Below are 7271 nucleotides of genomic sequence, written 5' to 3'. Positions count from 1 at the left end.
TTTAAGTCCCATAAGCGCCCTGTAAAAAACACATTCATACCATAATGAATGCTGGATTGAGGTGCCCTTCTGCCCATGCTGTATTTTATCCAGGCATCTCCTTTGGTAATTTTTTTGTACAAGGTGGTGTCCACATCTGCCTGAGCCTTAAAGCCAATGCATCCGTCCCAGGGCGCATTCCATATACTGTCTGCACCCCCCAGCGATGGTATTACAATAAAATCGGCTTTGCCCGCAATGTTTTTATATGCACCCGGAAACCAGCTATCGGCACAAATAAGTAAACCCATCTTTCCTGCCCTAGTTGAAAAAACGGGAGCCTGGTCTGTTTTGCCACAAGCAGAAAACCCCTGTTCATCATCTACCGGAAAAATTTTCTTCACCAATGGTGGAATGATTCTGCCTTTGGCACTAAAAACTACAGAGGTATTATAAATTTTATTCTGGTTATTAATTTCAAGCTCTCCCCTTTTGTTTATAAAAGCATCTGGCAATGCGATGGAACCGGCTACAATAACACAATTAAACTCTTTAGCCAATTGCGAAAAAGTATTTTCGTAGATGGCAGCCATTTGTTTCGCCTTCATACTAAAAAGAGCGTATTTCATTTTATCTTGTACAGGCGCACGGTAATAATTTACAAAAAATTTAAACAGGTTGCTGATTACAATATTTGTCATTGCTGCATCCATGGTTGGCTGATGGTAAATGTTTTCCTTTTCGTTGGCTGCAACCAGCCAGGTACCAATGTATTCCGGCAATACCACTACCGATTGGGCGGTTAATTTATTTTCCTTTTTCAGTGCTTCAAAATATACACGAAGAATATTTTTAAAATTGGATGCTGTGGCGTAATTATCCGGTGTTAAATAGGGCTGAATGCCAATGACATTGCCCTTCCCCGAATCAGTACCAAACTCGGTATAAGAAAGTCCTTCTTTATAAAAAGGAGATACAGTTGTTTTTTCTTTTACCCGGTCCATTTCGGCCCAGATATTATAGCCTGTAAACAAGACCAAAACAAATACTCCTGAAAATATAATAAAGGTTCTCATGAATAAAATTGATTAATGGTTTTAACCTTAATATTAAAACTAAAATAAAAAAAATTACATGCTTCTAAGTAGTGATGGCAAACAGAACGATTGTTGAAGATAAACAAAATGTCAGACAGTAGTTTCTCAAGTGTTTAAACCAGGGATTTTTACATTGCCTGCATCAATATCGCCATACACCTGGCAACCACCGATACCGTCTACCAGCATCTGGCATTTACAGGCCTACAGATTTTACCAACACCTGTAAAAAGTAATTCACAAAACCGGACAGGTCTCAAGACTCCTTTTTTATCAATAAGAAAATAATCGCAGCAACTATTACAGACGAAACCCAACCGGCACAAAATTTAAATCCACAAATTAAAATAACTTCACAAAAATAATTATTACACATGCGATCAATATTTTTTATTTCCTGCTTTTTTATAGTGGCTGTTTCAACAGCACAAACCGATTCATTGATTTTAAAATTCCCCAAAGATTCAGGATATCTTTCTTCTTTTGACGGCACTAAAATTTATTATGAAGTGCGTGGCAAAGGCAAGCCCGTTTTATTGCTGCACGGATTTATTGTAAACGGCAATTCATGGAAAAAAGCCGCATTGTATCCAGACCTGCTGAATGCCGGATACAAAGTAATTATACCGGATATGCGTGGCAATGGTAAATCAGATAAACCGCATGATTCCACTGCTTATGACAATGATGCCGAAGCAAAAGATATGATACAACTGATGGCCTTGCTGAAAGTAAAAAAATACAGTGTGGTGGGCTATTCAAGAGGCTCAATTATTACAGCCCGTTTGCTGGTGCTGGATAAAAATATTCAAACGGCTGTAATGGGTGGTATGGGTACTGATTTTACCAATCCATTTTGGCCACGAAGGATTATGTTTTACAGGGCGTTGATGGGAGATTCTATTCCGGAATTAAAAGCAATGGTGGCGTATGTACAACAACAAAATTTAGATCAGCTGGCGTTGGCCTATTTACAAAGATCGCAACCTGCTACCTCCAAAGAAGCGCTGGGGAAAATAACACAACCTGTACTGGTGATAAGCGGTAGTGAAGATGCCGACAACGGCTCTGCGGCTAAACTCGCAAAGTTATTGCCAAACAGCACCTTGGCAACTGTTCCTGGTGATCACAACCATGCTGCTGCTACCAGTGAATTCTCGAACGCTGTGATTCATTTTTTACAGCAGCATCAGTATTAACCAACGTATTTTATAATATGCAGTAATCGTAAACAATCCTTTTCTTTCGTCATGCGGTATCCAATGATTTTAGCAACTTGCTCAAACAAATCAAGTGGCAGACTTTGTAATAATTTTTCATTTTGTTCATCACTTATTAAATAGTTTTATAAAAAAAGAGGCACACCGACGGCTGCCCCTTTTTAGTGATAACCAAAACCAACTCCGCAATTTTTCCGAGAAATACACACCCGTATTTTAAATACTTTTACAGTCCCTTTCCAAATTCAGGAGCTGTTTTATCGTACCATACCCGCTCATTGGATAAGGTTAAAACATCCTGTACATTCGGTGTAAATCCTTGCGCAGTATAGGCTGCAGACCAATTTACCCGATTTACTTCGCCGGGATCATTGATCCAGAATCGACGTGGAATTTTTTCTCCAAATGTTTCTCTTGGATAATAGGTGGAGCCGGTTTTTGGATACCCGGTTCTGCGGTCAAAAACATAGGCTTCATTTGGCTGACGGATCAAGTTTAGATGTTGCTGAATATATATCCGCTCCAGGTCGTTGGTGCCGTTTAAAACAACATTGGTATTGTTTTGATAAGCCGCTATTTCTGTTGCGCCCTCTCCCGAATAAGCCAGGGTAGAGCCGGCAGTTACTGCAATGGCATTCATAGTTTTTATGGATGCTTCAATACCTTTATTGTACCAGGCTGCAACGTCGCCGGAAATATAACCCTTCTTAATAAATTCGGCAATCAGCAAACAGGATTCACCTGCGCTGGCCAGTAATTCAGTAAAGGTGCCGGAGGTACTGCCATCCCAGCGAGGCGCATAAAATCTACGGTTGATGGTAGAAATCAGGAAATATTTATTCAGACCACCTCCATCAAATCCATTACTTCCAAAATAAGCTTTTTGCGGTACATTCAATGTCCAGTCAATAGGCCCACCCTGAAACTGGATCAAGGGGTCGTTGATATCAATAAAGGAAGGCAGTGTTTTACCATATTTGGTAAGTGTATCCTTAAAAGAGCCCTCTAAACTATTTGGATTAAAATACACTTTTATCCGGGGGTCGTTTACTTTTTTCATAAAATCTACGATAGCGATTCCTCCATATTTAATGTCCCTGTAGTTAATAGCACCGCCTGCCGCATCGTAAGTAACATTTGCGTAAGTAAGGTTATCTTCTACATTCTTTATCGGCCCGGTTGCATCGGCCATTACTTCACCTGCTATTTTGGTGGTTTTGGCTTTGTCCTGGTTTTCATATCGGGCTGCAATTCTTAGCTTCAATGTATTGGCAAGTTTTATCCACTTTGTCCAGTCACCTTTATAAAAAACATCCGAAGTTCCAAAGCTTTTAATTGTTGGTGTATTGGCGGCAGCCAGGGTTGTGATGGCATTGTTTAACTGGTTTAACCAGGTAGCAAAAAGGGTTTCCTGCGTATCAAACACGGGATTAAATACGCCTTCGTACCTTCCTTTTATAGCTTCTGTATAGGGAATAGAACCATTTAAATCGGTAACTTTTATACCCTGCAATACCTGCAGAATATAAGTGGCTGCACCCATTTTTGCATAGTCTGCCGAGTCGGACTTTAAACTAATCTGTCTCCTGATTTCGAATAGATTTGGGAGCACCTGCGAATAAAATATACCGTACCTGCTATTGGCATTGGAGGTTATTTCGTATGGGCTTGACGTAAAATGTTGCGTAAACCGAAACAACTGTTCAAAACTTTCCCAAACCCATTCAGTTCCATTCACAGACAATTTGTCTTCTGTATAGGTCATCAAAAATTTAGGATCTGGTGTGGTTACGTTTGAAGGATTGGTGTTGATATTTCCAAAATCTTTTGTACAACCCGTGCAGAGAAGTAATATCGCTACGCCTGCTCCCAAAAGGCTGAATCCCGATTTATAATTTTTCATATAATTATTTTAAAATTTTCCTTTAAATTAAAAGTTTGCCCTAAGAGAGAGAACTATATTTCTTGTCATAGGAAGAAATCCATTCTCCCCGGAATATGCTGTATTATTTGAGTTGTTTGAAGCCGGATTAAAATTATACGGCAATGTATTGTACAGGTAAAGTAAATCTCTGCCTGCAATACTTACACTTAATCCTTTTAACCTTAGTTTTTTAAATGCTTTTTCATTAAAGGCATAACTTACCGCCACCTGGCGAAGCGATATCCATGAACTTTTAACTACCCAGTAATCGGACACTCCCGTTGAGGAAGAACCATACCTGTAACCGAATTGCGGCAGATGGGTGGGCTCTACAAAACCTTTCTTATAAGCTTCTTCAAAGGTCAGCCCGCCAACATCCACGCTGGTTCCGTCTGCCTGTGTAATGCTTTGTCCTTTGTCAAATACACCCTTTACAATAATGCCATCATCATAAGTAATACCATCATATTTACTGGTAAAAGTAATACCTCCATGTGCCGCATCTCTTCCAAATAATGTATTAGGGAAAACGCCGGTATGTGTACCATACCTGTAACTTGACAATACAAAGTCTCCTCCAATTTTGGCATCCAGCAATATATTCAGAGTAAAGTTTTTATACCGAAAAGTATTGTCCCACCCGGTGCGGAATTTGGCATTAATATCGCCTACGTCCTGCCAGTAATTGCTCCTTTGCGGAAAGGCTGCACGGGCATCTCCCCTCCATCTTAAAATTGGCTGGCCGGGCACAGACGAAGGGATTGAATTGATCTGTGACCGTAGGATACCGTATGATTTTCCTACTACTGCCCAGGTGCTGATTTCTGCAATGTCTGCACCCAGGTTGTATTCACTTCTTCCGGGATACAAAGAAACAATCAGGTTGCGGTTTCTTGAATAGTTAAGCGTGGTAGTCCAGGAAAAATTTTTAGTACTTACAGGCGTTGCATCAATTGCAATTTCAATACCCTTGTTTTGAATATTTCCTGCATTGATTAAAATAGAACTAACACCGGATTCCACCGGGGCAGTTATATCGAGTATCTGGTTTTTTGTATTGTCCTGGTAAAAACTAACATCCAGGCCAATCTTGCTTTTCAGAAAGCGAAGATCAAGCCCAATTTCTTTAGAGATCTTTCTAACAGGCTGTATATTTGGTTGAAGTACCCTGCTGGAAGAGTAAGTTGACGAAGGAACTGTAACTCCATTTGCACTGCTGAAGCCATTCAACGCAAAGCCGGCATTCAGTGAAAATGGATCCGTATCACCACCCAGTGCTGCAATGTTAGACCTTAATTTACCAAATGAAAACCAGTCTGGTAATTTAAAAGTTTCTGAAAATACCCAGGAAGCACTTAGGGCTGGATATTTATAAAAATTGTTACCTGAACCATTTGTGTAGGTTAATGCAGACGACCAGTCGCCTCTAAATGTTCCCTGTAAAAAGAATTGATTTTTATAAGCGATATCTGCACTTGCATACACCGAATTTAATTTTCTTCTGTTAAGTGTACCACCCTCCACAATTTGTGGATTAACAGAATTGGCTATAAAGAAATTACCAGGGTAATTTAAACCGCCGCTTGTTGTACTGGAGGAATAGGTTGTTTTATAATCCTGTGATTCAGCTCCTACATATCCTGAAATGGTGAGATCTTTATTAACTTCTTTATTCATCATCACCATGGCTTTTAAAAATTTAGATTCCTTGGTGTTAAAGCCCATAGAATAAGATCCTCCTGTAAAGTTTGCCTTCTCGCCTAATTCTTTATTTTCTGTTTTGCGGTAAAGATTATTGATGTTTCCTTCCAGCACCACTTTTGCCCAGCTTGTTATGTCTGCTGTTAACGCTATCCGGCTCCGGAGCATTTGCTCGTTCTGGGTATAATTGTCGTTATATAAATTAAACCAAAACCTTGATTCGGGTGATTTGTTAGGCTCTGCATTATTAGTAGGGTCAGGTGTACCGCCCAAAACGCTGGTATATTTATCAGGTTGCATCCAGTACTTTGTATCGTAGTTTCTGGGAAGCACCCAGGTGTACATGTGGCCGACATTATAAGAGCCAAATGCATCTAACCCTCCTAAACGGGGAGGATTTTTTCCTTTGAAATCAGTATACGCCGTGCTGATATCAATATTTATCCTGTCCGTAATTTTATGGGTAACCCTGAGATCAAAGGAATTTTTCTTTAAACTATTGTTGAGGTATATACCCTTTGCATCATTGTAATTGTAAGAAAAACGGAATGAGGAACGATCCGTCGCAGCATCGATCGCTACGTTGGTATTAGTACCGCCGCCATTTTGGTAAGCATTGAGGTAGTTATTGGGATGAGGGATATACCTGGTCACGGTTCCGTCATAGTTTGTTACCTCCTGACCAAGCATTCTCGGACCCCAGTTTTCGCCTTCTCTTTGAATCTGGCGATCAATATATGGTTTTCCTGTAACAGGATCAATGGGAAAAACTTTGGTTGTCCAGTTTTGATCACTTGTATAATTCGCATCCCGGTTATCGGTAAAGAAAGCTCCAACACTACCTCCACCAAACTCATTCTGAAAGTCGGGCCCTTTATAGGGGTTAGACAGACTTAATGTTTGATTTAGACTTACGCCAAGGCCCTTACGCTGTGTACCTTTTTTGGAAGTGATGAGTACTACCCCATTAATGGCTCTTGTGCCGTATAAGGCTGCTGCCGCTGAACCTTTTAAAACAGATACTGTTTCAAAATCTTCCATATTTAAATTCTTAAGGTCGTTCCCAAAGTCACGCCCCTCACCACTAAAAATATCATTGTCCATTATAACACCATCGATAACAAATATGGGCTGGTTATTTTTTCCAAGAGTTGAATTACCCCGGATAATAATTTTTGTGTTACCAAATAATCCCCCGGCGCCTTGGTCAATCTGCACGCCGGCAACTCGTCCCTGCAGTGCGTTAATGGGATTTACTTCATTTGTTTTTGCAAGTTCCGATCCTTTAATACTGGTTACAGAATAACCAAGCTGGCGCTTTTGTTTTGTAATACCAAGGGCAGTAACTAC

Annotated in this window: 4 protein-coding genes; 1 reads left to right on the top strand and 3 read right to left on the bottom strand. The window is 40.1% G+C overall.

Annotated elements, in window-relative coordinates; genetic code table 11:
- Positions 1-1055, bottom strand: a 1055-nt coding sequence (locus tag H7254_RS04395) for a carbon-nitrogen hydrolase family protein (protein ID WP_301931832.1), incomplete at its 3' end; no start/stop codon positions are given.
- Between the two features lie 395 nt (positions 1056-1450).
- On the opposite strand from H7254_RS04395, the gene H7254_RS04390 reads away from it, so the two are divergent.
- Positions 1451-2275, top strand: a complete 825-nt coding sequence (locus tag H7254_RS04390) for an alpha/beta fold hydrolase (protein ID WP_301931831.1) — start codon at positions 1451-1453, stop codon at positions 2273-2275.
- Positions 2276-2522: 247 nt separating this feature from the next.
- On the opposite strand, the gene H7254_RS04385 is transcribed toward H7254_RS04390, so the two are convergent.
- On the bottom strand, positions 2523-4199 hold the full coding sequence (locus tag H7254_RS04385) for a SusD/RagB family nutrient-binding outer membrane lipoprotein (RefSeq protein ID WP_301931830.1): 1677 nt from the start codon (positions 4197-4199) through the stop codon (positions 2523-2525).
- A gap of 27 nt (positions 4200-4226) precedes the next feature.
- Positions 4227-7271 (bottom strand): SusC/RagA family TonB-linked outer membrane protein (locus H7254_RS04380; RefSeq protein WP_301931829.1); only part of this gene is annotated, 3045 nt, incomplete at its 5' end.

This window comes from Ferruginibacter sp., from assembly GCF_014377975.1.
GTDB lineage: Bacteria > Bacteroidota > Bacteroidia > Chitinophagales > Chitinophagaceae > Ferruginibacter.
The sequence above is the reverse complement of the archived record's forward strand: the minus strand, read 5'-3'. Positions and strand labels throughout refer to the sequence as shown.